General features: G+C 67.9%; 17 protein-coding genes. 3 read left to right on the top strand and 14 right to left on the bottom strand.

The genetic code is table 11. From position 1 onward, the window contains the following. Positions 1 to 92: 92 nt before the first annotated feature. Entirely contained in the window at positions 93 to 1145 is a 1053-nt protein-coding gene (locus ULB03_RS24970) for a P1 family peptidase (protein ID WP_322485786.1), read from the top strand. Here ULB03_RS24970 and ULB03_RS24965 read toward each other — a convergent pair. The 9 genes from ULB03_RS24965 to ULB03_RS24925 form a co-directional block, all read right to left on the bottom strand. Next, positions 1133 to 2734, bottom strand: a complete 1602-nt coding sequence (locus ULB03_RS24965; protein WP_322485785.1) for a dipeptide ABC transporter ATP-binding protein — start codon at positions 2732 to 2734, stop codon at positions 1133 to 1135. The two genes, ULB03_RS24970 and ULB03_RS24965, sit on opposite strands and share 13 nt — an antisense overlap. 3 nt (positions 2735 to 2737) lie before the next feature. After that, a complete protein-coding gene (locus tag ULB03_RS24960; RefSeq protein WP_322485784.1) occupies positions 2738 to 3586 on the bottom strand; it encodes an ABC transporter permease in 849 nt (282 codons plus the stop codon). Then, the gene (locus ULB03_RS24955; protein WP_322485783.1) at positions 3583 to 6162 is read right to left on the bottom strand and encodes an ABC transporter substrate-binding protein; all 2580 of its coding nucleotides are present in this window, start codon (positions 6160 to 6162) and stop codon (positions 3583 to 3585) included. Before ULB03_RS24955 ends, ULB03_RS24960 begins: the two co-directional genes overlap by 4 nt. Positions 6163 to 6166: 4 nt before the next feature. Next, positions 6167 to 7564, bottom strand: a complete 1398-nt coding sequence (locus ULB03_RS24950; protein WP_322485782.1) for a tetratricopeptide repeat protein — start codon at positions 7562 to 7564, stop codon at positions 6167 to 6169. A gap of 30 nt (positions 7565 to 7594) precedes the next feature. Next, on the bottom strand, positions 7595 to 9814 hold the full coding sequence (locus ULB03_RS24945; protein ID WP_322485781.1) for a TonB-dependent receptor: 2220 nt from the start codon (positions 9812 to 9814) through the stop codon (positions 7595 to 7597). A 284-nt stretch (positions 9815 to 10098) separates the two neighbouring features. Beyond that, positions 10099 to 10398, bottom strand: a complete 300-nt coding sequence (locus tag ULB03_RS24940) for a helix-turn-helix domain-containing protein (protein ID WP_322486239.1) — start codon at positions 10396 to 10398, stop codon at positions 10099 to 10101. A gap of 26 nt (positions 10399 to 10424) precedes the next feature. Beyond that, on the bottom strand, positions 10425 to 10892 hold the full coding sequence (locus ULB03_RS24935; protein ID WP_322485780.1) for a response regulator transcription factor: 468 nt from the start codon (positions 10890 to 10892) through the stop codon (positions 10425 to 10427). Next, positions 10885 to 12339, bottom strand: a complete 1455-nt coding sequence (locus ULB03_RS24930) for a sensor histidine kinase (protein ID WP_322485779.1) — start codon at positions 12337 to 12339, stop codon at positions 10885 to 10887. Before ULB03_RS24930 ends, ULB03_RS24935 begins: the two co-directional genes overlap by 8 nt. Positions 12340 to 13075: 736 nt before the next feature. Beyond that, the gene (locus tag ULB03_RS24925) at positions 13076 to 13714 is read right to left on the bottom strand and encodes a GNAT family N-acetyltransferase (RefSeq protein WP_322485778.1); all 639 of its coding nucleotides are present in this window, start codon (positions 13712 to 13714) and stop codon (positions 13076 to 13078) included. A gap of 289 nt (positions 13715 to 14003) precedes the next feature. Between ULB03_RS24925 and ULB03_RS24920 the strand changes: the two genes are divergently transcribed. Both ULB03_RS24920 and ULB03_RS24915 read left to right on the top strand, forming a co-directional pair. Beyond that, positions 14004 to 14420, top strand: coding sequence for a hypothetical protein (locus ULB03_RS24920; RefSeq protein WP_322485777.1), 417 nt, complete (start codon positions 14004 to 14006; stop codon positions 14418 to 14420). Then, a complete protein-coding gene (locus tag ULB03_RS24915; protein ID WP_322485776.1) occupies positions 14417 to 17152 on the top strand; it encodes a KGGVGR-motif variant AAA ATPase in 2736 nt (911 codons plus the stop codon). Before ULB03_RS24920 ends, ULB03_RS24915 begins: the two co-directional genes overlap by 4 nt. A 152-nt stretch (positions 17153 to 17304) precedes the next feature. Here ULB03_RS24915 and ULB03_RS24910 read toward each other — a convergent pair whose 3' ends face one another. The 5 genes from ULB03_RS24910 to ULB03_RS24890 all read right to left on the bottom strand — a co-directional run bounded on the left by ULB03_RS24910 (position 17305) and on the right by ULB03_RS24890 (position 25448). After that, a complete protein-coding gene (locus ULB03_RS24910) occupies positions 17305 to 19500 on the bottom strand; it encodes a malate synthase G (RefSeq protein WP_322485775.1) in 2196 nt (731 codons plus the stop codon). Positions 19501 to 19673: 173 nt separating this feature from the next. After that, complete coding sequence (locus ULB03_RS24905) at positions 19674 to 22526, bottom strand: FAD-binding and (Fe-S)-binding domain-containing protein (RefSeq protein WP_322485774.1); 2853 nt, start codon at positions 22524 to 22526, stop codon at positions 19674 to 19676. 6 nt (positions 22527 to 22532) lie between these two features. Continuing rightward, positions 22533 to 23186 (bottom strand): LutC/YkgG family protein, encoded by a 654-nt coding sequence (locus ULB03_RS24900; protein WP_322485773.1) that lies wholly within the window; start codon positions 23184 to 23186, stop codon positions 22533 to 22535. Further along, positions 23183 to 24679, bottom strand: coding sequence for a LutB/LldF family L-lactate oxidation iron-sulfur protein (locus tag ULB03_RS24895; protein WP_322485772.1), 1497 nt, complete (start codon positions 24677 to 24679; stop codon positions 23183 to 23185). The genes ULB03_RS24900 and ULB03_RS24895 overlap by 4 nt, the downstream gene beginning before the upstream one ends. Further along, positions 24669 to 25448 carry a (Fe-S)-binding protein gene (locus ULB03_RS24890; protein ID WP_322486238.1) on the bottom strand — a complete coding sequence of 260 codons (780 nt, stop codon included), beginning with the start codon at positions 25446 to 25448 and terminating at the stop codon, positions 24669 to 24671. Before ULB03_RS24890 ends, ULB03_RS24895 begins: the two co-directional genes overlap by 11 nt. Positions 25449 to 25834: the final 386 nt, after the last annotated feature.

Genomic DNA, 25834 nt, shown 5'->3' with positions numbered 1-25834 from the left:
GGGACTACCCCTTGTGGCGTTTCCCGTTGAAGGAGCAGGGGCGAAGGGGGACTATCCGCGACCGCGTTAACGATGTGCTGGAAAACCGTACCATGCCCGCCCCTGGACCGCGCCCCGGTTTGCGCAACGCCATCACCGATGTCCCCGGCCTGACGGTCGGCCACGCCACGGATGAACGGGTGCGTAGCGGCGTCACCGTCCTGCTGTGCGGCGGGGCCAGGGGGGCCGCTGGCTGGGCCGGCGGCGTGGACGTGCGCGGCGGCGGCCCCGGCACCCGCGAGACCGAGATGTTGGCGGCGGAGAACCTGGTGGGGCGTGCCCATGCCGTGGTCCTGACCGGCGGGTCCGTCTTCGGCTTGGCGGCGGCGGACGGGGTGGCGGCCGTGCTGTCGCGGCGCGGGATGGGCCTGACCCTGCGGCCCGGCACGCCCGCCGTGCCCCTGGTGCCGGCCGCCGTGCTCTATGACCTGGCCAATGGCGGCGACAAGGACTGGGGCCTGACGCCGCCCTACCGCGACCTGGGGATATGCGCGGTGGAGGCCGCGGGCCTGGACGTGGCCCAGGGGCCGGTGGGGGCCGGCCGGGGCGCCATGGCGGGGCTGATCCCCGGCGGCATTGGCACTGCCTCCATCGATCTGGGCGATGGCCTGGTGGTGGGCGCCCTGGTGGCGGCCAACCCCCTGGGCTCCGTCTTCATGCCCGATGGCCGCACCTATTGGGCCTGGCCTTTCGAGATTGATGGCGAGTTTGGCGGCCGGACGCCCCAGGCCCCGATGGATGCCAGTGACCCGGTGCCCGACCTGTCGCGCCTGGGGGTGCATCGCCAGCCCACCGCTGGCGCCAACACCACCATCGCCGTGGTCGCCGCCTCCGCCGACCTCAGCACGGCGGAGTGCAAGCGGGTGGCGATGATGGCGCAGGACGGTATCGCCCGCGCCGCGCGCCCGGCCCACACCCCCTTCGACGGCGACGCCGTGTTCGCCGTGGCGCGAGGACCTGCCTTGTCGGCGGACGCCGGCAGCCGTTGGGCCCAGGTGGCGCGCATCGGTTCCGCCGCCGCCGACTGCCTGGCCCGCGCCATCGCCCGCGCGGTGTTCCATGCCGGGGATGGTCAAACGGGCGAGGATGGCCATCAGGCGACCTGAGCCGCCAGGGTGGGCGTGGCCGCCACCAGGCTGGCGGTATAGGGGTGGCGCGGCTGGCTCAGGACTTGGACGGTTGGCCCTTCCTCGACAATGCGGCCGTCCTGCATGACCAGCAGGCGGTCGGTCAGGGCCCGCACCACCGCCAGGTCGTGGGATACCACCAGATAGGCCAGGCCCAGGCGCCGCGACAGGTCGGCCAGCAGGTCCAGGATCTGGGCCCGGGTCAGCATGTCCAGCGCCGACGTCGCCTCATCGAGGGCGATCAGGTCGGGCTGCACCGCCAAGGCGCGGGCGATGGCGATGCGCTGGCGCTGGCCGCCGGAGAATTCATGGGGGTAGCGGTCGGCATCCGCCGGCGCCAAACCCACCTGGGTCAGCAGTTCCTCGACCCGGCTGCGCCGCAGGGCGGGCGACAGCGGCGCGTCCAGCAGGGCCAGGGGCTCGGCCACCAGCCGCTCCACCCGCCAGCGCGGGTCGAAGCTGCCCACCGGGTCCTGGAAAACCATCTGCACATGGCGGCGCAGGGGGCGGCGGGCGCCCTCGCTGGCCGCCGACCAGTCCTGGTCCAGCAGGCGCACCGTGCCGGCCTGGGGCCGGTCCGCGGCCAGCAGGGTGCGCAGCAGGGTGGACTTGCCGGACCCGGACTCGCCCACGATGCCGACGCTTTCGCCCCGGTGGACGGCCAGGCTGACCCGGTCGACCGCGCGCAGCGTGCCCGGCTTGGCCCACAAGGTGGGGCGGGGCAGGGTATAATCACGGACGATGTCCTGGGCGGTTAGCAGCGGGGGCTGAACCGGGGCGGGGGGCGTGTCCGGTCGCTGCCTCAGCGGCATCGCCGCCGCCAGCAGGCGGCGGGTGTAGGCATGCTCTGGTGACCGCAGGATGACGCTGGGGGGACCTGATTCCACCACCGCGCCGTCCTGCATGACCACCACCCGGTCCGCCACGCGGGACACCAGGGCCAGGTCGTGGCTGATCAGCAGCAGGCCCAGGCCATCCTGACGGACCAGATCGACCAGCAGGTCCAGGATGCGGGCCTGGGTGGTGACGTCCAGGGCGGTGGTGGGTTCATCGGCGATCAGCAGCTTGGGCTTGGCGGCCAGGGCGGCGGCGATGGCGACGCGCTGACGCTGCCCGCCGGACAGTTCATGAGGGCGCCGGCTGCGGGGGAAGCGCTCGTTGGGCAGGCCGACGCGGGCTAGTGTCAGGTCCGCCACGCGCGCCGCCTCCGCCCGGCTGGTGCTGCCGTGCACGCGCACTGTTTCTGCCACCTGGGCGCCGATGGACAGCACGGGGTTCAGGGCGGTCATGGGCTCCTGGAACACCAGGCCGACGTCGCGGCCGCGCACGGCATCCATCTGATTGTCCGTCAGCGCCGTCAGGTCCCGGCCATCCAGGTGGATGCTGCCCTGCGGCCGGGCACCGGCCGGCGTCAGGCCCAGCACCGACAGGGCGGTCATGGACTTGCCGGAGCCCGAGGCCCCCACCAGGGCCACGATCTGGCCCTGGTCCACCGTCAGCGACATGGCGTTGAGAAGCGGGCGACCATCGACCGACAGGCTGAAATCGCGGATGTCCAGCAGGGCCATGGCTTAGGCCCCCCGCCTGGGATTGAGGTGGGCCCGCAGGCCCTCGCCCAGCAGGTTGAAGCCCAGGACGGCGGCCACCACGCCCAGGCCGGGGCACAGCACCAGCCAGGGCGCCAGGTCGGCCAGGGTTTGGCTGTCCGCCAGCATGCGCCCCCAACTGGGCCGGGGCGCTTGGGTGCCCAGCCCGACGAAGGACAGTCCGGCATCGGCGATGATGCCCAGCGACAACTGGATGGTCGCCTGGACCAGCAGCAGCCCGGCGATGTTGGGCAGCACATGGTCCAGCGAGATGCGGCTGGCGCCCTTCCCGGCCAGGCGCGCGGCCAGGGTGTAGTCGCGCGCCCAGACGCCCAGCGCCGCCGCCCGGGTGACCTTGGCGAAGACGGGGATGTTGAACAGGCCGATGGCGGCGATGGCGTCGATCGCCCCCGGACCGCACAGGGCGGCGATCAGCACGGCGGTGATCAGGGCGGGGAAGGCGAAGACGATGTCGCTGCCGCGCATCGCCACTTCCTCCACCCATCCCCGCCGCCCGGCCGCCAGCAGGCCCAGCGGGACGCCGCAGCCCAGGCCCACCCCAACGGCGGCCAGGGCGACGGCCAGGGCGCTTTGCGCGCCGGCCAGCACCTGGGAGAAGACGTCGCGGCCATAGGCGTCGGTGCCGAACCAGTGCGCGCCCGACGGCGCCGCCAGGCGGCCGGCGACGTTGATCGCCGTGGGATCGTAGGGTGTCCAGGCCAGGGACAGCAGGGCGGCGCCCACCACCAGGCCGCTCAACACCAGGCCGGCGACCAGGGCCGCGCTATGCCGGCGGCCGTCGGTCGCGGCCTCCACCGTGATCATGACGGTCATGGGCGGCGCCCCCCGGTCAGGCGCGGGTCCACCGCGGCGTTGGCGAGATCGACCAGGAAGGTGACGATGACGACGGCGAACACCAGGCTGACGGTGACGCCCTGCACCACGATCAGGTCGCGTTGGGCCACCGCCTGGAACACCAGGCGGCCCAGGCCCGGCAGGAAGAATACGTTCTCGATGATCACGCCCCCCGCCAGCAGGAAGGAGAACTGCATGCCCAGGATGGTCAGCGCCGGCACGCACGCGTTGGGCAGGGCGTGGCGCAGCAGGGCCTGGCGCAGGCTCAGGCCCTTGGCGCGGGCGGTGCGGATGTAATCCTGGCCCATCTGGTCCACCAACTCGCCCCGCAGCACCCGGGCCAGAATGCCCGCCTGGGGGGCGGCCAGGGCCACCGCCGGCAGGGTCAGGGCCTTCAGCGCTGGCCAGAACCCGGCGTCCCAGCCGGGGAAGCCCCCGGCGGCGAACCAGTGCAGGCCGGCGGCGAAGACCAGGGCCAGCACCGTGCCGGCCCAGAAGTTGGGCACGGCGATCAGCAGTTGCGCGATGCCGCCCAGCAGGGCGTCCACCACGTTGCCCTTTACCAGTTTTCCCCGCCGCCCCCGCACGGCGGCCAGCGCCGCCGTCACGCCCAGGACGACGGCCAGCCCGGTGGACAGCGCCACGGCGTACAGCGTCAGGGGCAGGGTCACGGCCAGACGCTCCGCCATCAGCGTACCGACATCGACCCGGTAGGTGTAGCTGAGGCCGAAGTCGCCCCGCGCCAGACCGGCCAGCCAGGCCAGATAGCGCTGCGGCGCCGGCAGGTCCAATCCCATCTGGTGGCGCAGGGCGGCCAGGGCCGCGGGGTCGGCGCTCATGCCCATCATCACCCGGGCGGGGTCGCCGGGGATGACCTGCAGCACCAGGAAGATGCCCAGGCTGGCGGCCAGCGCCGTCAGCAGCAGAACGGCCAGGCGGCCGGCGACATAGCGTGGGCCGGCCTTGGCCGCGGCCAGGGCGACCGCGCCCGCCGCCGCCAGGCCCAGCAGCCAGGCGATGCCGCCCGCGCCGGACAGGCCGCCGGTGGCCCCTCCCGGCCCGGCCTGGTCGAACCGCGCCGTCGCCAGGTCCACCAACTGCACCGGGGTGGGCAGCCAGATGTCCCGCAGGCGGGTGTCCCACACCCCGAAATAGGGGTATTCGAACAGGAAGACGTTGACCGCGTCGTTGGCCAGGGTGCGCTGGATGTCGCCCAGCACGGCCAGGCGCCGCGTCTCGTCCACCGTGGCGTCCAGTGTGGCCAGCAGCGCCTTGTAGGCGGGATTGGAATAGCCGAAATAATAATCGTCGCGGCCATAGATGTCGTAATCCATGGGCTCGACATGGGCGACGATGGTCATGTCATAGTCGTGGCGGCCATAGACCTGGGAAATCCAGGTGGCCCATTCCACATCCTCCAGCACCACGGTCACCCCCGCCTCCGCCAACTGGGCGGCGATGATCTCGGCCGCGCGCTTGGCGTAGGGCAGGGGCAGGACGCGCAGGGTGGCGGTGAAGCCGTGGGGGTAGCCCGCCTCCGCCAGCAGGGCCTTGGCCTTGGCCACGTCGTGGAGGTAAAGGCCCGTCAGGTCGACATAGCCGGGGTTCTGCGGCGGGTAATGGCTGCCGATGGCGGCGCCATAGCCGAACATGGCGCCTTGGATGACGGCCTGCCGGTCGATGGCGTGCGACAGGGCGCGGCGCACCAGCACATTGTCAAAGGGCGGGCGCTTGTTGTTCAGGGCCAGCAGCGTCTCCCCCTCCGACGGGGCGACGTCGACGGTGAAGCGGGGATCGGCCTTCAGCGCGGTGATGGCTTCCGGCGCGGGGAAGGCGGGGAAGCCCTGGATGTCGCCGGCCTTCAGCGCCGCCGTGGCCGCCGCCGGGTCGGCGATGAAGCGATAGATGACGCTGGCCAAGTGGGGCGCGGGGCCCCAGTAGGCCGGATTGCGCGCCAGGGTGACAGCGTTGCCGCGCTGCCACGCCGCCACGGCATAGGGGCCGGTGCCCACCGGGTGGGTGACGTTGCCGGCGGCGCTGGCGGGTGAGACCATGACGGCGGCCGGCCAGCCCAGCACCTGCAACAGGCTGCCGTACGGCGCCTTCAGGTGGATGGCGGCGGTCAGCGCGTCGACCACCTCCACATGGTCGATGTGCGACAGCGCCACCTTCTGCGGGTTGGTGCTGGCGGGGGCGATGGCGCGCTCCAGCGAGAACTTGACCGTTTCGGCATCGAAACCAGTCCCGTCCTGGAAGCGGACGCCGGGCCGCAGGTGGAAGGTGTAGGTCAGGCCGTCCGGTGCCACCGTCCAGTCGGTGGCCAGCAAGGGCGCCACCGTGCCGCCCACGCCCAGGTGCACCAGGCCCTCGAACACGGTGGGGAAGACCACGGCCGGAATGGCGGCGGAGGCCTCCGCCGTCGGGTCCAGGCCGGGCGGCTCCAGTTGCAGGCCTAGGGTCACGCTATCGCGCGCGGCGGCCAGGGGCGCCACGGCCAGGGCGGCCAGGATCACCACGGACTTGATCAGATGCTTGAGGATGGTCGGCCAAGCCATTGTATTACGCGGACAAGAGTGGGGTGTCGTGGCGGTGCGCGTCGGCCGTGCCGCGCGCCCGTGACGCCGCCTGTTGCGCCAGGCTGGGCAGGCCCAGCGCGTCGTAGACCTGGGCCAGGGCGCGGTTCACGGGCACGCCCTCGGGGTCATGGCCCCGGCGCAGTTCCAGCATCTGCTGCGCCGGCGTCCAGCGACGGTCCTTGAGATAGGCGTCCAGCACCACCTGCTCGAACAGGTCGCGTTGGGCGTGGCTGCCGCCGATCTCCACCAGGCGGGGCAGCACGGGGCCCAGGCGGCGCACCGCCGCGCGGCCATCGCCCCGGTAATAGGCGGCCAGCCCTTCGGCGGCGGGAACGGCGACGTCCGTCCAGGTTTCACGGCTATGATCGGGGGCGCTGTCGGCCTGGGCGCGGATGGCGGCCAGCAAGGTGTCGGCCTCCGCCCGCCCGGCCCGCGCCAAGCCCATCAGGTACAACAGCGCCAGGAAGGGCTGGGCCGTGTCGGTGGCGCGGGCGGCCAGGTGATCGGCCAGGTCGGTCCAGCGGTCGCCCACGTCCACGCCGGCCAGTTCCAGCCGGCTCAGCAGTTGCACCGCCCCCGCCTGGTCCTGGGAATAGCCCTTGTCGACGCCCCACACCCGGGCGTCATAGGTGGCCAGCGCCTCCGCCTCCCGCCCCTGGCTCAGCAGGAACAGGGCGTAGTGCCACCACAGGTGCGTGGACATGAAGGAGTTGAGGTCGGTCCAGCTGTCGTGAACGCCGCGCAGGAAGGCCGCCCCCTGGTCGATCTCACCGCGCGTCAGCATGACATGGGCCAGGGCGTGGTGGGCCCAGGGCTCCTTGCGCTTCAGGGTGATGGCCCGGCGGGCCGCCGCCTCCGCCTCATCCAGCAGGTGGCATTGCTCATAGCCGAAGGCCAGCATGCCATGCAGATAGGCGACGTCGCCGGCGCGGGGCAGGACCTTCAACCCGATGCGCACCATGTCCGGCGACTGGCCACGGTTGAAGTTCAGGTACTGGTGGACCTTCACCGCCGCCAGGTCGCGGGGAAACTCCTCCGCGATCTGGTCGCCCAGCGCCAGGGCGCCGGGGATGTCGTCGCGCCACCAGGCCTCCAGCATCGCGGCGTTCAAGCGCTCCCGACGCGTGCCGTGGCGGGCGGCGGCCAGGGCGCGGCCGACATAGGGGGCGGCGCGGCCGGGGCCGTCGGTGGATTCCAGGAACATCCACAGCATGCCGGCATAGGTCTGCACCAGAGGCAGGTCCACCGCCTCATCCGCCACGGCCAGCAGGTTCACGGCCCGCGTTTCGTAGGACAGCAGGCCGCCGACGAAATCGTCGATCAGGCCGGCGCTGTGCGCGCCGTCCGTCGTGATGGGGTTGCCCAGGAAATCTTCGTCCATGGCGGTTTCGGTCCCGGCTGCGGTGACGGTTCAGTACTGGTAGCTCAGGCGGATGCCCCAGGTGGCCGGGCGGCCGGGGATGGCGATGTCGGCGTTGGTGAAGAAGTTGCGCAGCAGGTCATAACGGCGGTCCAGGATGTTCTGACCGTAGAGGGTGGCCGTCCACGGCCCCCGCTCCGGCGCCAGGGTGACGGCGGCGTTCACCAGCCAATAGCCCGCGACGTTGTAGCGGCTGCCCAGCAGCGAGCGTTCGCTGCTGCGATAGCTGTAATCCGCCTCCGCCGTCACTGTATAGCCCGACAGCGCCCAGTCATAGCTGGCGCCGCCGTTGTAGGTGATGCGGGGGAAGCCCAAATCCCCGCCCGCCTGGTCGGTGTAGACGGCGCGGCAGGGATAGCAGGTGGCCAGCGAGGCCGCCGTGTTCACGGCGTTGAATTCCGTGAACTCGCCATGCGACAGGCCCAGCGCCTGGGTGACGCGCAGGCCGGTGTGGGCCGGGGCCCACTGCACCTCCAGCTCGGCGCCGTAAATCTCCGACCGGGGGGCGTTCACGATCTTGCCGATGGCGCCGAAGGTGGGGTCGATGATGACCGACTGCACCTGCTGGTTATGATAGTCGTAGTAATAGGCCGACGCGTTCAGGCGCACGGTGTGGTCGGCCAGGTCGGACTTCACGCCCGCCTCATAGGCCCACAGCACCTCTGGCCGGAAGGGGGCCAGGCCGCTCAGCGCCAGGGTGTTGTAGGCGGTGAAGCCGCCGGACTTCACCCCCCGGCTGACGTTGGCGTAGAGCAGCGCCGCGTCGTCCAGCTTGAACTCCACCCCCGCCTTGCCCGTGGTCTGGGTGAAGCCGGTGGGCACCTTGTCCACGGCCACCCCGAGGCCGGTCTCCGGGAGGGTGGTGGTGCTGAAGGTCCGCAAGGTGCGGTCCTCATGCTCCTCCCGCAGGCCCAGGACCAGCTTCAGCCGGTCGGTGACGGCGTAGTCGGCCTGGCCGAAGCCGCTGATGGATTCCGCTGTCTGGGCATAGCGGGTGTTGGCGATGAAGCCATAGACGTCCGTGAAGTCGGACAGGAAGGCCTCGCGCAGCGTCTCGTGCGCGTAATAGAGGCCGCCCACCCATTGCAGCCGGCCCGTTCCGCTGGAGGCCAGCCGCACCTCCTGCGACACGTCCTGGGCGCGGCTGTTGAAATACTCATCCGCGTCGTGGTAGGCGGTCGCGTCCCAATCGTTGAACTCCTTGCGGTTCAACGCCTCCCACGCCGTGATGCTGGTCAGCGTCACGTCCTCGAAGCGATGCACCACCGTCAGGTCGGCGCCGCCGCTGGTGTTGTTGCGGAAGGGCTTGGCGTTGGGGTCGGCGCCGATGACCTTGGCGAAGGCGGGCGACAGGCTCCACCCCGTCTTCGACGGGTCGGTGTCGGCCGGCAGCGTGCCCACGCCCGGCTGGACGACGGGGTTGAAGAGATAGCCGCCGCTGCCGTCCGACAGGTCGCGGCCGTAATGCAGGTTCAGCGTCGCGTCCGTGTCCGGCGTGGCCGCCCAGGCGATCTTGGCCCGCACGGCGGTGCGGTTGGCGTTGCCCAGATCCTGGCCGGTCACGCGGTTGGTCTGCCAGGCGCCGCCCTGCTGCGTCATGGCTGACAGGCGCACCTTCACCGTGTCGCTGACGGGGCCGGAGACGTAGGCCTCGACCTTGGCGGCGTCGTAGCTGCCATAGTCGGCGGTGATGCCGGCGTGGGCGGTGTCGGTGGGGTTGGCGGTCAGGATGTTAATGGCGCCGCCGGTGGTGTTGCGGCCGTACAGCACGCCCTGCGGCCCGCGCAGCACCTCCACCCGGTCCACGTCATAGACCAGGCCCTGGGTCATGATGGGCAGGGGGTAGGCGACCTCATCGACATAGACGCCCACGGTGGGCGTGTTGTTGGAGGCATAGTCGTTGAAGCCGACGCCCCGGATGCGGAACTGCGGCTGGCCGCCGCCGAAGGCGTTGGTGACCTCCAGCCCCGGCGTCATCCTCTGCAAATCGTTGACCGAGGTGACGTGGTGGGCGGCCAGGTCCGCCGCCGACAGCACGGACACGGACAGGCCCACCTCCTGCACCGACTGCTCGCGGCGCTGGGCGGTGACGATGATCTCGGGAATGCCGCCGCCCTCCGGCGCCGGCCCCTCGGCCAGGGCCATGCCCCCCGGCAGCGCGCCGCCGATCATGATGCCGCCCATGACGGCGCGGACGAATGGAGCCTTCATCCTTCGCAACTCCCCCTTCTTCTTCGGCGTGGGCCCCTGCGGGCTCTTCTTGCAAATGCCGAATTGCACGTTATTTCGGTGTGTTATTTTATTAACAACACTGTAACAGCAGTAAACAAGGGGAATAACGCTCCGGTCAATCGCGTAAATTGCCGGCGGCCGCGCGACCGCCGCAATGGCGGTGCATGGCTGTCATGCTGCATGTGCTCACGCCCCACACCCTTAGGCGCGACGGCGCGTCAGCGCAAGCATCACCTTGGTTGTGGATGGAGGGCGCGCGCCCTTCAGGGCGACGCCGTCGCGTCGCCAGCGGCGGGGCCGGTTGCGGTGCCTGTGGCCAGCCCGGCGGCGGCGCCCGTGGCGGGGCGGAAGGTGTAGCCGACGCCGTAGATGACGCTGACCGGCAGTTCCTCCCCCACGGACTGAAGGACCTTGCGCCGCACGCGGCTGATCAGGCCGTCCAGGTTGCGGTCGTTATAGCGCATGGACGGCCGGTCCAGGGCGGCGATCAGGTCGGCGCGGGGGGTCACCGCGCCGCGGTTGCCCATCAGCTTGGCCACGCAGGCGTATTCCGTCGCGGTCAGCTGCGTCGTGGCGCCCTGCGGGCTGGTCAGGCGCCAAGTGGTGGTGTCCAGGTGCCAGTCGGGGGCGGCTGGCGGGGGCGGGGGACGGCGGCGGGGACGCCGGCGGCGGGCTCCTCGACGCGACGCAGCAGGCTGCGGATGTTGGCCTCGATCTCGCGCAGGCTGGCATGCTTGACCAGATAGATGTCCGCGCCGCTGGCCAGCCCCTCCACCTTGTCGTCCACGCTGCTGAACCCGGTCAGCATGATGATGCCGCAGGCCAGGCCGTGGCGCTGCCGCACCTCGCGCGCGAAGTCGAAGCCGTGGCCGTCCGGCAGGCCCAGGTCCAGCACGATGACCGAGGGCAGGGCCCCGTCCCGTGCCGCCTGGTCCAGCACGGCCCGGGCGGCGGCGGCGGTGCCCGCGCCCGTGACCTGGAACTCCTTCAGCGCCAGGTAATCGACCAGGTCGGCGCGCGGGCCCTCATCATCCTCGACGACCAGAACGCTATGCATGATGCTTCTCCCGCCCGTAATCCGGGTCTTCCCATTGGGCCGGCCGCAGGGGCAGCACGACCGTCGCCACGGTGCCGACGCCGTTGGGGCCGCCGGTGTGGCTCAGCGTTCCGCCCATCTCCGTCAGGAAGCGGCGGACGATGAACAGGCCCAGGCCATTGCCGGGGTGGTTGTTGGCGTTGGACGCCCGGTAGAAACGGCGCCCGATGGACTGGCGCTCCATTTCCGGGATGCCGATGCCCCGGTCGGTGACGCGGATGACCACGTTGGCCGTGTCCTCCCCCGCCTCCACCGTCACGGGCGCGCCCTCCGGTGAATACTTCAGGGCGTTTTCGATCAGGTTGCGCAGCACGGCGATCAGCATGCCCGGATCGGCCATGAACAGGATGGGGCTGGCCGGCGGAACCACCGTCACCCGCCCGGCGTTCAGGTGGCTCAGGCCCTGGATCACGGTCTGCACGCTGTGCATCCACTCGATGGGCTGCGGCTGGGCCGCCATGTGGCCCTCGCGCTCGCTGGCCATGATGCGTTCCACCAGGCCGGTCACGCGGTGCACGCCGTCGCGGATGGCGCCCAGGCGCCGGCGCGCCGGTTCCGGCACGCTGCCGGGCAGCACCTGCAGCATCTCCGCCGCGCGGTCGATGCCGGCCAGGGGGGTGCGGATCTCGTGCACCACCACGTCCAGCAACTGCCGGTGCTCGGCATGGATCTGGCGTTCCGCCGCCAGCGTCGCCGCCAGCTGCTGCTCCAGATGGCGGCGGGTGTCGACCTCGTGCGCCAGTTCCTGGTTGCGCTGGGTCACGTTGCTCTGCAGCCGCGCCCCCAGCATGATCAGGAAGCAGACGAACCACAGGTGATGGGCCACGGCCGTTTCCACCACGGTCCAGGGATAGAACATGGTGGGGTCGGCGGTGCCCGACAGCCACTGGTCCAGGCGGTGGAGGGACCAGCCGCCCTGGATCACCACATGCAGGACCAGCACGGGCAGCAAGGTCCAGCGCAGCCAGGCGCAATCCCCCCGCGCGCGCCACAGCGCCGGCATCACCGAGGTGAAGGCGATCAGGGTGGTGAAGGCGTTGATGGCGGACCGGGGGGCGCCCGAGTCCGGCCACAGGTACAAGGACAGCGGCCAGTACAGCAGGGGGAAGCCGACGCAGAACCCCAGCAGCCATTTGCGCGGCCGTTCCCCCAGGAAAATCATGACGCCGTTCAGGCACAGGCCCAGCGACCCGAACACCAGCGTGTTGGGCACATAGCCGGTCATGCCGGCCAGGAAACCCGGCCCCGGACGATAGAACAGCCCCAGCACGGCCGCGCACCCGCCCATCATGAAGCTGAACGCGATGGTGCGCACCCCCGCCAGATGGCGATAGGCGGTCCAGATCAGGGCCGAGGCGACCCCGTTCAGGATGGTCAGGATGAGAATGAGCGAGAGCAGATCGGTCATCGTCGGGTCGTCGTTCCGCGGCACCGGTGGCGCCAGGAGCTGCTGGTGGGCCAGCGGGGATAAACCAATGGGCTAAGGGCCAGTGGGGTAGGGGTACGTCACGCTGCGTCGCTGTTACCGGGTTCGCTTACCCTGTCATTATCCGTCTGCCAAGACCGTGGATTATTTACTTTAAGAGTATGGCGCGCCGAAATATGAAAAAGTTTCGGCGACAGCATCAGAATTTAACACAATCTCACGGCCGCGCGCATGAATAATTTCAGGGCCCGGCCCGCTAAGTCCCTGGCCGGCGGCTGTTTCCGGCGCTTGGTACTGGTCAGGCGCCGGGCCGTTGTCTTGGCTGGAAAAGGCCATCCGCACCATTAATTCACGCGGTTCATCATTGGTTAACGGTATACTCGCGTAGGGAAGGGAAATGCGGTATTCGCATCTCGTTTAATACGCGCAAGACCGCTAAATATTTCCCATGCATTTCTTTATCGCGCCCGCTGTCATGGACGGTCGCGAGTCATACAGGCCGCGTACAGGCGGCGCCCGACTATTGCGACGGGTGCGATGGCGCGCGGTGTCCCGACCGGCTTCCCTGGCAAGGGCGCGCGGCGGTGTTGGCCCCGATGGGACTGGCCAGGGCCGGTCAGGGCCAAGCAAGGTTGAGGACGCCCAGGGTGGGGAAGTCCCAGGTTGGGAGGGCTAAGGTTGGGAGGGCTCGGGCTGGGAAGGCTCAGGTTGGGAAGGCTCAGGGCTGGGCCAGCCGCGCCAGCCGGTCCTTCACCGCCGGCCACTCGGCCGCGATGATGGAGAAATAGACGCTGTCGCGCAGGCGGGCGGGCAGGGCCTCACCCTCCGGCCCCACGCGGGCCGGCACCACGACGTGGGACCGGAAGATGCCTTCCTGCGTGGCGCCGATGCGGGCGATGGCGGCGCGGGACTGCTGGTTCAGCGCGTCGGTTTTCAACTCCACCCGGTGGACGCCCAGCACCTCAAAGGCGTGGGTCAGCAGCAGGCGCTTGGCATCGGTGTTGGCGCCGGTGCGCTGGTGCGACCGCGCCACCCAGGTCCACCCGATCTCCACCCGCCGGTTGGCGCGGTCGATGTTGCCATAGCGCGTGCTGCCGATGACCTGGCCGCTGGCCCGGTGCACGATGGCGAAGGGCAGGCTGACATGCCGGTCCCGCTCCTCCAGCGCCGTGTGGACATAGGCCCGCATTTCATCGGGCGTCGTCACCTGCGTCGGCACCCAGCGCCACAGCACCGGGTCCAACCCCACCGCGATCAGCCCCGGCAGATGATCCTGGCTCAACGGCTCCAACCGCACCACGGCCCCCATCAGGGTGACGGGGCTGACGGTCATGGGGCGGGTGTCGATCTCGGCCATGGGGGCTCTCCGTGGACAGGGGCTCCTGGTTCGATACGAGCGCCAGACGGCTGGGGCAAGGGCGGGATTGTCTGGGGGACAAGGTTGGGGGGGGCGGCCTAGTTCTAAGGCTCGCATGGCGAGAGAAAATTACTTAATTTTCAGACACTAAATGCCGTCCTGTGGTATCTGAGTAGATGTAAAAGTCTGCGCAGGTGCCTAAAGTGGATAGCGTCGACTACGTGCCCGCTGAGCTTGACAACCTTCTTTCAATGATCAAATTACAGGTGAAAATTGTTCTGGTGCTAACTTGATCAACCCGCCTGCCCTGACGCTGCGTCGCCGCTCTGATCAGCTTTTTGCATCCGCCGAACGCGCACGGCCATACGATATCGAGTCTGCGGCGTTGCTGCTTTTTTATGCTGCGGAATGTGGCCTCAAGGCAGCGTATATGCTGCAAAATAATTTAAAAAATACCAGCGAAGTTCGCGGTGGTGCAAAGTCTGCGCGCAGCTATGGGCATGATCTTCGTAGTTTAATACATGCTCTCAACATTTCGCGTATGACCATTAAACCCCACCCTCTTATCACGGTTAGTCGTACGGGTTCATCGGGTGACGTAACGATCTTGCACGAGGCATGGCGCTATGGCGAGAAAATCCATGATACCAACGCAGTGTGCGAGTGGCTAACATCCATCGTTGAATGGTGTAGGAACAATCGATGAGCATCCCCAATCAGTCGCCATTAACTTGGCTGGACGTTGCGCGGCGGCTGGCTGCAATTGTGCCGGGCGGTTCGCCGTTTCCTCCAGTGGTAACCGCCGCGCGTGTAGGCTGGTTTGGACTGCTGCTCGAAGCTGATTCCGCGCCTGAGCCTGGTGATATTGCCAAAGCGCTCGAGCATCTCTTCCCCTCGCGTGTGAAGCGGGACCCGCTGAGAATAGAACTTGAGGGCGGGATGGCTAGCGCTGTCCTCCCCGTCGAGGTAGAAGTTGGTCACCCCCCTCATGGTGTTCGCCAACCGTTCGGCATCGTCGATGGTGTCATTGATTTTCGGCAACCGCCACCCCGGCGAAGCAAACGTGGTATTCCCATCGTAGCCGCCTTAAGCGTTAAAGGGGGAACCGGAAGAACGACTACTGCAGTCGCGTTTGCGCTTCACTGGGCAGAAACTGTGAAGCGGCCGATCTTGCTCGTTGACGCTGATCTCGAGGCACCTGGGATCAGCTACCTCTTTGAGGCGTTTGCCGGAAGGCCGAAAATCTCACTCGAAGATCTAATTACTTTGGCGCATGCTGAAGATGCAGATGGTGCACCGGCAACTATACGTTTTGTTGCTGAACGTCTGCGTGATCATCATGTGCCTGGCAACATATTTGTACTGCCTTTAAGGCGCGATATTTCCGAGCTCGCTAGTTCCTCAGTCCGTCCTGAGCATCTATCGACCCCAGAACGTCCGTTTGCTCTCGCGGATCTCTTATCAAGCGTGGCTGAACAATTGGGCGCGGCTGGCGTTGTCGTGGATGTTCGCGCAGGGCTTGTGCCAATTGGTGTGAACCTCGCTATGGATCCCGACGTTTCGCCAATTATTGTTACCAGCCTATCCGAACAGTCAATTCGAGCGACCTCCGGATTTGCCGGATTCTTGGCGCGAGAATTCCGCCGTGCAGGGGCGGTTCCGCAACGATCTTTACTCGTGGTCAACCGCGTTCCACTTATCTTCCGTCAAACTGGGATGGACAAAAAACTCACGGAGCCACTGGCTGCGGAGCTCGTCAATTCACTGGTAGTCGATGTATCCGACGAAATAAGCGCGAGTGAGGATATTTACGCGAGCGTTCCAGAGATTGAGCCATTCATTCAGGTTGATGTCCCAGAGCTTCCGGACATGCAAGTGCCAACTGGCGGTTGGCGTGAATTTATTGATCAGTTACGGAATAGTGGCTTCATGCGTGCGCTTGCCGATGGTAGCGACAAGTTCCTTGCAACAGAGTTGTCCCGCGAGGGGCGAGGCAAGCCTTCGCCGGTTTCGACGCCGCCAAATGGAGAGGGCCGCCACGCGCTTGGGGCATTTGCAAACCAACTGATCGCAGCCGAAAATGTCCAGGGTAAAGTGCCTCGCCCCCTCGTTACCCAGCCTTTGGGCGCGCTTGCGTCCCGCTATAAGTCCGAAGTGCCAATTGCAATCGCTGAAGGCGCCAAGGGCACGGGAAAAACGCTGGCGGCGCGTTTTATTGTATCAAAGAAAGAGTGGAGTGCAGTCGTCGCCGATTTGATCGGTGAGCACGATGCTATTTCCGCACAAGTTATTCCAATTGTCGCATCTATCCAATCTAGCGAATCATTTCTACGCGAAGCAAATGAAGCGCGGCAGGAAGCTGGTAGTGCCTTGGGTTTTCAGGAGCCGTTAAATATTTACGACACGACGGCCTTCCTCAAAGAAAAACTTGCTGCAGGTCTTGGCGAGAGTGCCTGGGTTTCAGTTTGGTTGGATATAATTGCTTGGAGCTTGGGATTCAAGAAAAGTGAAGCAGGGGCGGGTGAGGAATTATTTGAGGAACTCCGAGGGCGTGGAAAGTCCATTGTGGCGATTTTTGAAGGACTTGAGGAACTCTACACGGCGGTAAGTGATCCGGGCGTTGAGCTGGCGATGCGTGCACTGCTTATTTCTTTACCGCAGAAGCTAAGATCCGAGCCGCGCCGTCCAATCGGCCTCCTAATTTTCGTTAGGCGCGATACTGTGGAAGCAGCAGTGCGTCAAAATCTTGACCAGTTTCGCCGTGAATATACGCCGTTCGCGTTGACTTGGACCGAAGACGATGTGCTTGAGCTTGCAGCATGGCTTGCTGCACAGTCCGGAGCAATCCCCAGCTTATGGTCCGACCAGTTCCATATATTGTCTTCGGCTGAGCGGGCCACTAAGCTTGAGCCGCTTTGGGGAACCAAGCTCGGTCCGGATGATGTACTGGGTCGCCGGACTCGAGAAGCATATACCGCGACATGGATCGTGGCGGTGCTATCCGATCTTCGTGGGAGGCTAGTGCCCCGCGACTTGGTTCGCCTGCTTGCTAACGCAGCGAAAGTCGAACCCGACACTGAAGAACTTGCAACTTATAAAAGCCGCCTTTTGATTCCCCGCTCTCTGCGTACCGCTGTCGATTCAACAAGCAGTGCCAAAGTTAACGAGACAGAAGAAGAGATTGGCGAGCTCAAGCCTGTTTTTGCTAAGTTCAAATTGCAGGCTGATGAACTCTCTGTACCTCTCACCGAAGAGGTAATCAGTCAGCTGGGGCTGAATCCACAAGAGGTCTCTGCACTTATTCGCCATGGCATCATTTTTGGGGAAAAGCCACCTTACGAGGTTCCAGAGCTATTTCGGCGCGGTCTTGGACTTAAGCATTCAGGCGCTCGGCGAAGCGTCGTCAATCTTTACAACAGGGCACGTAGATTGTCGTGAATCTCTAAATGGCTGCTAATTTTCCTGGCGATATTAGTAAGTATGGGTGTAGCTAACATTTTATAAGAACCTGGGCCCCCAGCTCCAAAAAAGGGGCGGAACCTCGCGGCTCCGCCCCCTCTCAAACCTCACTCCAAATCCAACCCCAGCCCCTAAGCCCCCGCCTGCCGCGCCTTCGCCTCCGCGCGGCGGCGGTGGAGCACCGGCTCGGTGTAGCCGTTGGGCTGGCGCACGCCGTCGAACACCAGGTCGCAGGCGGCCTGGAAGGCGATGCTCTGGGCGTAGTGGGGGGCCATGGGGGTGTAGGCGGGGTCGCCGGCGTTCTGCTGGTCGACCACGGCGGCCATGCGCTCCAGGGTCGCCCGCACCTGGTCTTTGGTGCAGATGCCGTGGTGCAGCCAGTTGGCGATGTGCTGGCTGCTGATGCGCAGGGTGGCGCGGTCTTCCATCAGGCCGATGTTGTTGATGTCCGGCACCTTGGAACAGCCCACGCCCTGGTCCACCCAGCGGACGACATAGCCCAGGATGCCCTGGGCGTTATTGTCCAGTTCCTGCTGGATCTCATCCTCCGACCAGTTCGTGCCCTGGGCCAGTGGGGGCGTGAGGATGTCCTCCAGCTTGGCGCGGCGGTGGCCGGCCAGCACGGCCTGACGGGCGGCCACGTCCACGGTGTGGTAGTGCAGGGCGTGCAGCGTGGCGGCGGTGGGGGACGGGACCCAGGCGGTGTTGGCGCCGGCCTGGGGGTGGGCGATCTTGGTGGCCAGCATGTCCGCCATCCGGTCGGGCATGGCCCACATGCCCTTGCCGATCTGCGCCCGGCCCTTCAGGCCGCAGGCCAGGCCCGTGTCGACGTTCCAGTCCTCATAGGCCTTGATCCAGGCGGTGCCCTTGATGTCGTTCTTGCGCACCATGGGGCCGGCTTCCATCGAGGTGTGGATCTCGTCGCCGGTGCGGTCCAGGAATCCCGTGTTGATGAACACCACCCGGTGCTGGGCGGCGCGGATGCATTCCTTGAGGTTGACGGTGGTGCGCCGCTCCTCATCCATGATGCCCATCTTCAGGGTGTTGGCCGGCAGGCCCAGCATCTGCTCCACCGCGCCGAACAGGCGGTTGGCGAACGCCACCTCCTCGGGCCCGTGCATCTTGGGCTTCACGATATAGACGCTGCCGGCGCGGCTGTTGCGCACGGCCGGGGTCTCGCCCACGCCGTCGCGCCGCAGGTCGTGCAGGGCGATGGTGCTGGTCAGGACGGCATCCAGGATGCCCTCGGGGATGTTGCTCCCGTCGGCCAGCAGCACGGCGTCCGAGGTCATCAGGTGGCCGACGTTGCGCACCAGCATCAGGCTGCGGCCCGGCAGGGTCAGGGTCTGGCCGCCGGGGGCGGTGTAGACGCGGTCCGGGTTCAGGTGGCGGTCCACCGTCTGGCCGCCCTTCTCGAACTGGGCGGTCAGGGTGCCGTTCATCAGGCCCAGCCAGTTGCGGTAGGCCAGCACCTTGTCGGCGGCATCCACCGCCGCCACCGAATCCTCGCAATCCATGATGGCGGTGATGGCGGACTCAAGGACGATGTCGGCCACGTGGGCCTTGTCCTCGCGCCCGATGCGGTGGCCGGCATCGATGTGGATTTCGGCATGCAGGCCATGCCGGCACAGCAGGATGACGGTGGGGGCGGCGGCGTCGCCCTGCCAGCCGGACAGGCGGCTGGGGTCGGCCAGGCCGGTCTGGGCGCCGCCCTCCAGCGTCACGGCCAGGGCGCCGTCCATGATGGCATAGCCGGTGGCGTCGCGGTGGGAGCCCTGGGCCAGGGGGAAGGACTGGTCCAGGAAGGTGCGGCCGAAGGCGATGACCTTGGCGCCGCGGATGGGGTTGTAGCCGCGGCCCCGCTCCGCCCCGTCATCCTCGGGCAGGGCGTCGGTGCCGTAGAGCGCATCGTACAGGCTGCCCCAGCGCGCGTTGGCGGCGTTCAGGGCATAGCGCGCGTTCATCACCGGCACCACCAGCTGCGGGCCGGCGATGGTGGCGATCTCCGCGTCCACGTTGGCGGTGCTGACGCTGAAGTCCGGCCCCTCCGGCTGGATGTAGCCGATGGCGGACAGGAAGGCGCGATAGGCCGCACCGTCGAAGGGCCGGCCCTTCTGGCCGCGATGCCACTCGTCGATCTGCTGCTGGATGGCGTCGCGCTTGGCCAGCAGGTCGCGATTCACCGGCGTCAGCTCATGCGCCAGGGTGTCCACCCCCTGCCAGAACGTTTCCACCGACAATCCGGTGCCGGGCAGGACCTCGTTCTCCACGAAGTCGAACAGTTCCTGCGCCACCTGAAGATGCCCGGCCGTAACCCGTGCCGTCATGGTCACTCTCCCCTGAGGTCTCTCGATCATGCGCGGCCGTTGACCGGCCCGCGCGTGGATTTTGACGCACTGTGTTGCCGACGCCCGATATGGGTAGGCGGCGGCGCCGCCGCCGTCAACGGCGCGTAAGGTCTCGCCCGGACATAAGCCCTTCAGCGGCCCATTGGGGCCCGTCAGCGCGTGGCCCTGTCGACCAGGTAGACCAGATGGCGATAGGGCACGCCGGCATGGTCGGCCAGGCCGATCTCGCAGGTCCGGTTGCTGGAATAGCCGGCGACGCAGCCCGCCGGCACCTGGGGCGCCAGGAAGCGCAGGGCGTGGTCGTTCAGCTCCGGCTCATGGAAGCCCTTGTCGCCGGCGAAGCCGCAGCAGCCCACCCGCTCCGGCACCACCACCTGGGTGGCGCAGGCCTTGGCCACCGCCGCCGCCTGCGGGTCTATGCCCATCTTGCGGGCGGCGCAGTTGAGGTGCAGCAGCACCGGCTCCGCCTGCGGCGTGGGCGTCAGGCGGGGCAGGGCGTCCTGGGCCAGGAACTCCACCAAATCCTTCACCGGCAGGCGGCCGGCCAGGTAGGTCTTCATGCGCTGGGTGCAGGCGCTGGCGTCCATGACGATGGGGATGCGGCCGTTGTCGCTGGCGATCCGCAGCGCCGCCTCCATCTCCGCCGCCTTGGCGTCCGCCGCCTCGGTCATGCCTTCGGACTCGAAGGCCAGGCCGCAGCACAGGCTGGGCAGCTTGTCCGGCACGATGGCGCGGAAGCCCGCGCGCTCCAGCACGCGCAGGGTGACGGCGGGCAGGGGATCGGTCTCCGCATCCTCCACCGCCGGGCCGAAGGTGCGGCCGGCGCAGGCGGCCAGGTAAACGACGGGCTCGCCTGCGGCATTGGCCGGGGGCAGGTCCTTCAGCCAGGCCATGCTGGCCCCCTCCGGCAGGTTGGGGCCGACATGGGGCAGGCGGTCGCCCGACAGTTTGCGGGCATAGGCCGCCAGGCTGGCCACCTTCCGGGGACCCACGGCCTGGGCGGCGAAGGCAGCCAGGTTCAGGGCGCCGCGCGTGGCGGCCAGCACTGTGCCGAAATGGCGGGCCATCACCCCGGCCAGGGTGCGCGCGGTCTGGCCATGGCGGCGGGCGCGCAGGGCCTTGGTCATCTGCCCGGTCTCGATGCCCACCGGGCAGGCGGTGGCGCACAGGCCGCAGGCGGCGCAGGTGTCGATGGCGTGGTGGTCGTAGAGGTCCTTCAACTCCGTCGCCGGGTCACCCAGGGCGGCCAGGCGCGCGATCTCCCGCAGGCCGGTGATGCGCTGGCGCGGGCTCAGCGTCATGCCGTGGGACGGGCACATCTTCTCGCAAAAGCCGCATTCCATGCAGGTGTCGACGATGATGTGCGCCGGGGGCAGGGGCTTCAGGTTCTCCAGGTGCAGGCGCGGGTTGGTGTTCAGCAGCACGCCGGGGTTCAGCAGGTCGGCCGGGTCCAGCAGGCGCTTGATCTCCCACATCAGCGCCGTGGCCGCCTGGCCCCACTCCAGCTCCACGAAGGGGGCCATGTTGCGGCCGGTGCCGTGCTCCGCCTTCAGCGAGCCGTCGTACTTCTCCACCACGATATGGACCATCTCGTCCATGAAGCGGGCGTGGCGCTCGATCTCCGCCTCGGTGCTGAAGTCCTGGGCGAAGACGAAGTGCAGGTTGCCGGCCAGGGCGTGGCCCATGAGGATGGCGTCGGGATAGCCGTGCTTGTCGAACAGCATCCGCATGTCGCGGCAGGCGTCGGCCAGGTCCTCGATGCGGAAGGCCACGTCCTCGATGATGACGCTGGTGCCGGTCTGGCGCATGGCGCCGATGGTGGGGATCAGGCCCTTCCGGATCTTCCACAGCTTGGCGTATTCCGCCGGGTCGGTGGTGAAGGCCGGGGGCCGCAGCAGGGTGACGCCGGCGAGCAGGTCGCCGATGGCAGCGATGTTCTGGCGCAGCGCCTCCGGGCTGACGGCGCGGGTCTCGACCAGCAGGGAGGCCACGTCCTCCCCCATGCTGTCGATCTCGGGCGGCAATCCCGGCTGGCCCTTGGCGCTGCGCAAGCTGGCGCGGTCCATCAGCTCCACCGCCGCCACCGGGCCACCGTTCAGCAGGCAGGCGGCGCGCCCGGCCTCCACGATGTCGGGGAACAGCAGCAGGGCGCTGGCCTTGTCGGCCAGTTCCGGCACGGTGCGGTAGGTCACCTCCGCGATGAAGCCGAGCGTCCCCTCCGACCCGATCAGCAGGTGGGCCAGGATGTCGACCGGGTCCTGGTAATCCACCAGGGCGTTCAGGCTGTAGCCGGTGGTGTTCTTGATGGCGAACTTGCGCCGGATGCGGTTGGCCAGCGCCTCGTCATCCCGCACCCGCTGGCCCATGGCGTCCAGCTTGGCCAGCAGGTCGGCATGGCTGACACGGAAGGCGGCCACGCTGGCCGGGTCGCCGGTGTCGACCAGGGTGCCGTCGGCCAGCATGAAGCGCAGCGACAGCATGGTCTTGTAGGTGTTCTCGTGCGTGCCGCAGCACATGCCCGAGGAGTTGTTGGCGGCGATGCCGCCGATCTTGCAGCTCTCGATGGAGGCCGGGTCCGGCCCGATCTTGCGGCCATAGGGCGCCAGGCGGCGGTTGACCTCCGCCCCGATGATGCCGGGCTGCACCTTGATGACGCTGCCGTCGTCATTGATGACCGAGCGGTGCCAGCCGTCGCCCAGCACCATCAGCAGGCTGTCGGTGATGGCCTGGCCGGAGAGGGAGGTGCCGGCGGCGCGGAAGGTGACGGGCGTGTTGTGCCGGCGGCAAGCGGCCAGCACCTGGCTCACCTCCGCCTCGCTGTCCACCCGCACCACCAGCTTGGGCACCAAGCGGTAGAAGCTGGCGTCCGTGCCATAGGCCAGGCGGCGCAGCGGGTCGGTGATCAGCCGGTCCGCCGGCACCACGTTCGCCAGCTCGGCCCGCAGGGCGTCGTAATCACGGATGGCGGCGGGGGCCGCGGCGGGGTTCAGGATGCTGTCCGGCATGGCCGCTCACTCCCCTTTTTTCACCAACAGGATGATCAGTTCCTTGGGGCCATGGACCCCGTAGGCCAGCGTCTGCTCGATATCGGAGGTCTTGGACGGCCCGGAAATCAACAGGGCATTGGTGGGCATGCCCGCCGCCGCCCAGCCCTGGTCCCGAACCGCCGCCGCCAGCGTGTCGTGCAGCGCGTCCTCCTCCAGCACGGCGATGTGCAGGGGCGGCAGCAGCGACAGCAGGCGCGGCTCCTGCGCCGTGGGCCACAGGATCAGGGTGCCCGTCTCGGCGATGGCGCCGCGCGTGCCGGTCAGGCCGGCGTCCACCTGGTGCACCAGGGCGTCCTTCAACGCCTCCACCGCGCGGTCATAGGGCACCAGCGGCGGCAGGGGCACGCCCTGGGCCGCCGCCTGCAGCAGCGCGTCGCCCCGGGGCGTGCCGGGGGCGATCATGAGACTGCGCAGGCCGCGGTTGTTCAGGATGCTGGCCAGCCGCTCCGGCCAGTTGGACGCGGTGACGTCATGGATTTCGGCGTGGTTGGCCTCCGCCATCTGGCGGAAGCGGGCCAGCTTGTCCGCATAGCTGGGCGGCGTCCACGGCGGCAGGTCGGGGCCCGGCCGGCCGGGGGCGGCCTTCAGGCGGCCCAGGATATTGGCGCGGGCGTTCATTTCGGCACCTCATCCAATTCCAAGCGATTGGGGTAACCGCGCTCCCGCGCCAGGTCGTGCAGGGTGCGCGGCTTGAAGCGGGGCCTGGCCCGCGCCTTGGTCCAGTCGCGCATCAGCGGGGCGCTGGCCGGCACCCAGTTGCCGCCCCAGGCCAGGGCGCGGGTGACCATGCGGTACAGCAGCGGCCTGGTGTAGACCAGGCGCCAACCGGCCCAGACCAGGCTTTCCTTCCACGACCGCTCCGCCCCGCCGTCCTTGACCACGGGCAGGTGGGTGGCCGGCGTCTCCGTCGGCCGCACCGCCTCGCGGCGCAGGCGCACCAGCAGGTCGGGGATGGGGATCTTGACCGGGCAGACCTCGGCGCAGGCGTTGCACAGGGTGGAGGCGTGCGGCTGGTCGCCGGCGGCGTCCAGGCCCTGCAACTGCGGCGTCAGGATCTTGCCGATGGGGCCGGGGTAAATGGCGTTGTAGGTATGGCCGCCGACGCGGGTATAGACCGGGCAATGGTTCATGCAGGCCGCACAGCGGATGCAGCGCAGCGTGTCCGCCAGCTCCACATCCTGATAGACGCGGCTGCGCCCCGCATCCAGCAGCACCAGATGGACGGCCGTGGGCCCGTCCTTCTCCCACGTCTTCCGGGGGCCGCTGATCATGTTGACATAGGTGGTGATGGGCTGGCCGGTGGCGGACCGGGTCAGCAGGGCCAGCAGGGGCGGGACGTCGTCCAGGAACTCCACCACCTTCTCGATGCCGGTCACGGCGATGTGCAGCGGCGGCAGGGTGGTGGACAGGCGGCCGTTGCCCTCATTCTCGATCAGCACCAGGGTGCCCGTCTCGGCCACCGCGAAGTTGACGCCGGAAATGCCGGCGTCGGCGTTGGCGAAGCGCTCCCGCAGCACCCGGCGGGCGGCGGCGGTCAGTTCATCCACGTCATCGGTATGGGGCTGGTCCGGAATCTTCTCCGCGAACAGGTCCGAAATCTCGGCCTTGTTCTTGTGGATGCAGGGCATGACGATGTGGGACGGTGTCTCCCCCGCCAACTGGATGATGTATTCGCCCAGGTCGGATTCCACCGCCTCGATGCCGTGCCGCTCCAGATGAGCGTTCAGGTGCATCTCCTCCGACACCATGGACTTGCCCTTGATGACGGTGCGGGCGCCGGCCTGCTGCAGGATGCCCAGGACGATGGCGTTGGCCTCCTCCGTCGTCTCCGCCCAGTGCACCTGGACGCCGTTGGCGGTCAGGTTCGCCTCAAGGCGTTCCAGCAGCTCCGGCAGCTTGGCCAGGGCGCGGGCCTTCACCGCCGCCCCGCGCGCCCGCAGCTCCGCCCAATAGGCGGGGTCGGGGAACTGGGCGGCGCGCTTGGCCATCAGGCCGTCCATGGCCCGGCGGAAGTTGCGGCGCAGTTGCGGGTTGTTCAAGGCATCGGGCGCGCGCTCGGCAAAGCGGGGGCCGTGGTGCTCTCCATCAGGCGCCCCCTTCTCACTGAGCATGACAGCGCTCCATCAGGAACTCGGCGATGTGGCGGCAGCGGGTGCCGTCGCCCACCTTCTCCGCATGGCCGCCGATGTTCATGAGGCAGCCGCAGTCGCCCGACAGCAGGGTGCCCGCGCCCGTCTCCCGGACGCTGGCCAGCTTGTCCGACACCATGGCGGTGGACACGGCCGTCTGGCGCACGGCGAAGGTGCCGCCGAAGCCGCAGCACTCCCGCTCCCGTTTGTTCTCCACCAGGGTGACGTTGGCCAGTTGGCGCAGCAGGGCCTTGGGTTCCTCCACCACGCCCATCTCGCGCAGGGAATGGCAGGAGGGGTGCCAGGTGACGGTCACCGGCGCGCCCTTGTCCTCCAGTTTGACGCCCAGCACGTTGACCAGGAAGGCGGTCAGCTCATGCACGCGGGCGGCGAAGGCGATGGCGCGCGGCTGGTCGGGGTCGCCCTCGAACAAATGGGGGTAGTGGGTCTTCATCATGCCGGCGCAGGAGCCGGAGGGCACGACGATGGGAATGTCCCCGGGGAAGGCATCCAACTGCGCCCGCGCCACCTCGCGTGCCTCCTCCAGGTAACCGGAGTTGCGCGCCGGCTGGCCGCAGCAGCTCTGCCCCTCGGGGAAGATGACGCGCACGCCGGCGTGGCGCAGCAAATCCATGCCGGCCAGCCCGGCTTCCGGATACAGCATGTCCACCAGGCAGGTGCCGAAGAAATAGACCGTGTCCGGCTTGGCCCCGGTCGCCGGCGTGGCCGGGGCTGTGAAGGTCGATGGCATGGCGGCGGTCAAAGGCCCATCCCTCCCGGGGGTTTCGCCCCTGGCGCGTTCCGGTATGCGGTCCGGGCGCCGGGGAAATTGTCGGCGCCATATTTTACCAGACGCCATATTTGGTCAAATCATTTTACCAACGCTGGGCGCTTTCAGGCGGACGCCACCCCTGCGGCACGGCGCTCATCCCATATGTGGCGCGCCAAACCATTCCAGCGCCTCATTTCCCAGGCCGATTTCGCCCTTTTGGCGAGGGGGCGGGGCGCGCCCGTTTTTCCGTTTGCGCGGCGCCCGCCGCACGGGTTATCCATCATGACATCCATGGTACAGTAATTTGACCACGGAGGCATCGGTCCGGGTGAACCCGTCCGATGCAGGGCACGCCTGAAGACAAG

Origin of the sequence: Nitrospirillum goiasense (assembly GCF_034427435.1) — a bacterium.
Taxonomy (GTDB): domain Bacteria; phylum Pseudomonadota; class Alphaproteobacteria; order Azospirillales; family Azospirillaceae; genus Nitrospirillum.
The sequence above is the reverse complement of the archived record's forward strand: the minus strand, read 5'-3'. Positions and strand labels throughout refer to the sequence as shown.

Excerpts from the sequence above, each read along its gene's own strand:
- ULB03_RS24890 (WP_322486238.1), bottom strand. The coding sequence starts at position 25,448 with ATGCCATCGACCTTCACAGCCCCGGCCACGCCGGCGACCGGGGCCAAG.
- ULB03_RS24900 (WP_322485773.1), bottom strand. The coding sequence starts at position 23,186 with ATGAACGCCCGCGCCAATATCCTGGGCCGCCTGAAGGCCGCCCCCGGC.
- ULB03_RS24935 (WP_322485780.1), bottom strand. The coding sequence starts at position 10,892 with ATGCATAGCGTTCTGGTCGTCGAGGATGATGAGGGCCCGCGCGCCGAC.
- ULB03_RS24945 (WP_322485781.1), bottom strand. The coding sequence starts at position 9,814 with ATGAAGGCTCCATTCGTCCGCGCCGTCATGGGCGGCATCATGATCGGC.
- ULB03_RS24960 (WP_322485784.1), bottom strand. The coding sequence starts at position 3,586 with ATGACCGTCATGATCACGGTGGAGGCCGCGACCGACGGCCGCCGGCAT.
- ULB03_RS24910 (WP_322485775.1), bottom strand. The coding sequence starts at position 19,500 with ATGACGGCACGGGTTACGGCCGGGCATCTTCAGGTGGCGCAGGAACTG.
- ULB03_RS24905 (WP_322485774.1), bottom strand. The coding sequence starts at position 22,526 with ATGCCGGACAGCATCCTGAACCCCGCCGCGGCCCCCGCCGCCATCCGT.
- ULB03_RS24915 (WP_322485776.1), top strand. The coding sequence starts at position 14,417 with ATGAGCATCCCCAATCAGTCGCCATTAACTTGGCTGGACGTTGCGCGG.
- ULB03_RS24955 (WP_322485783.1), bottom strand. The coding sequence starts at position 6,162 with ATGGCTTGGCCGACCATCCTCAAGCATCTGATCAAGTCCGTGGTGATC.
- ULB03_RS24950 (WP_322485782.1), bottom strand. The coding sequence starts at position 7,564 with ATGGACGAAGATTTCCTGGGCAACCCCATCACGACGGACGGCGCGCAC.
- ULB03_RS24970 (WP_322485786.1), top strand. The coding sequence starts at position 93 with ATGCCCGCCCCTGGACCGCGCCCCGGTTTGCGCAACGCCATCACCGAT.
- ULB03_RS24930 (WP_322485779.1), bottom strand. The coding sequence starts at position 12,339 with ATGACCGATCTGCTCTCGCTCATTCTCATCCTGACCATCCTGAACGGG.
- ULB03_RS24895 (WP_322485772.1), bottom strand. The coding sequence starts at position 24,679 with ATGCTCAGTGAGAAGGGGGCGCCTGATGGAGAGCACCACGGCCCCCGC.
- ULB03_RS24965 (WP_322485785.1), bottom strand. The coding sequence starts at position 2,734 with ATGGCCCTGCTGGACATCCGCGATTTCAGCCTGTCGGTCGATGGTCGC.
- ULB03_RS24925 (WP_322485778.1), bottom strand. The coding sequence starts at position 13,714 with ATGGCCGAGATCGACACCCGCCCCATGACCGTCAGCCCCGTCACCCTG.